The sequence below is a fragment of the Parabacteroides hominis genome, assembly GCF_014287585.1.
Classification (GTDB): Bacteria; Bacteroidota; Bacteroidia; order Bacteroidales; family Tannerellaceae; genus Parabacteroides; species Parabacteroides hominis.
Genome location: NZ_JACOOJ010000098.1, coordinates 1 through 1,204, shown reverse-complemented (window position 1 = coordinate 1,204; position 1,204 = coordinate 1). Strand labels below are relative to the sequence as shown.

Genomic DNA, 1,204 nt, shown 5'->3' with positions numbered 1-1,204 from the left:
CAAAAATTCAGAAAACGTGGCTGCAAACGAAGGAGAACAAACGAATATCGTTTTTGATCTTTCCCGCAACAATATCAATATTAGCGTTTCAGACTGGGGTACTGTTGTTCAGTACGTTATAGTCGGATAATTCGACCCTCAATTTTTTATATGCAATAGGCGCACATTCGGATTGTTCCGAGTGTGCGCCGTTTTTTTACAAATACGCGATTCTCCGTGATAGGAATACCTACATGTTTGATACTATTGCAGCCGATAAAATATGCTAAGATCAGCCGTGCAAATATTCCCTCATTGCCAATGATACAAATACACCTAATTATGACACAAACGCAAACCAGTATAATCCACTTGACACTTTTAGCACCATACATAAGACATTCACACCTCATAGCAACCCCATCAAGCAACAAAAAGCTGCATAATATAAAATAATCACATGGCATATATGAAAGACAGACAACCCCATTCAGGTCTAAATCCTATCAAACATACAAGCATCGATGAGATTTATACAACCATACGTGACACTTTTAGCACCATAGTTGATATTTTCTCCAACTATTTTGATTCGTTTAACATATTTTACACGTAAAACTATTGCAGTATCCAAAAAGCCGTGATATATTTGCAGTATCAAAAAGGAACAAAGGTTTCGATGAGGGTCTTAACCTGAAGAAGTTCCTTCGAGAGTATAGGGTAGTAATTAGCATATAAAAAAAATTAGGGTCATGAAAAAGGGTAGAATTTTCACAAATTGTTTGTTTTCTATTTGGACTTTGTCCGTTGTCCTGTCTTTCGCAAGCTGTTCAGCCGATAGCGATTCCACTTCAATCATAGATGAAAAAGTTCCTCTGGAAACAGAAGTTCCTTTTTCTGTAATCCTGAAAGCATATTCTGAGAACTCGGATATCACAGCTAAAGGAGACGTAAAAAGCACTACGCTCTATGTTTTCGACGAGAACAATGATTTCTACAAACAAATCACGGTAGACAGAGACTATCTTTTGCAGGTCAAACCGGTCGAAATAAGCTGTCCGGGGTCCGACAAGATCACTGTTGTTGCTTGGGCAGGCCTTTCAAGCGAAAACGAAGAAATCAGCAATATGAACCGGGCGAACATCATCTCAGACCTGCAGGTCAGCCTGAAACAAAACAATGGCGTTGCAAACAATCTGCCGGGAGACCTGTTCTATGGACAAAT

At 39.0% G+C, this 1,204-nt stretch carries 1 protein-coding gene; it reads left to right on the top strand.

Translation table 11 applies throughout. The features are described from left to right. Nucleotides 1-731 precede the first annotated feature (731 nt). Nucleotides 732-1,204, top strand: a 473-nt coding sequence (locus tag H8S65_RS20810) for a FimB/Mfa2 family fimbrial subunit (protein WP_186931714.1), incomplete at its 3' end; no start/stop codon positions are given.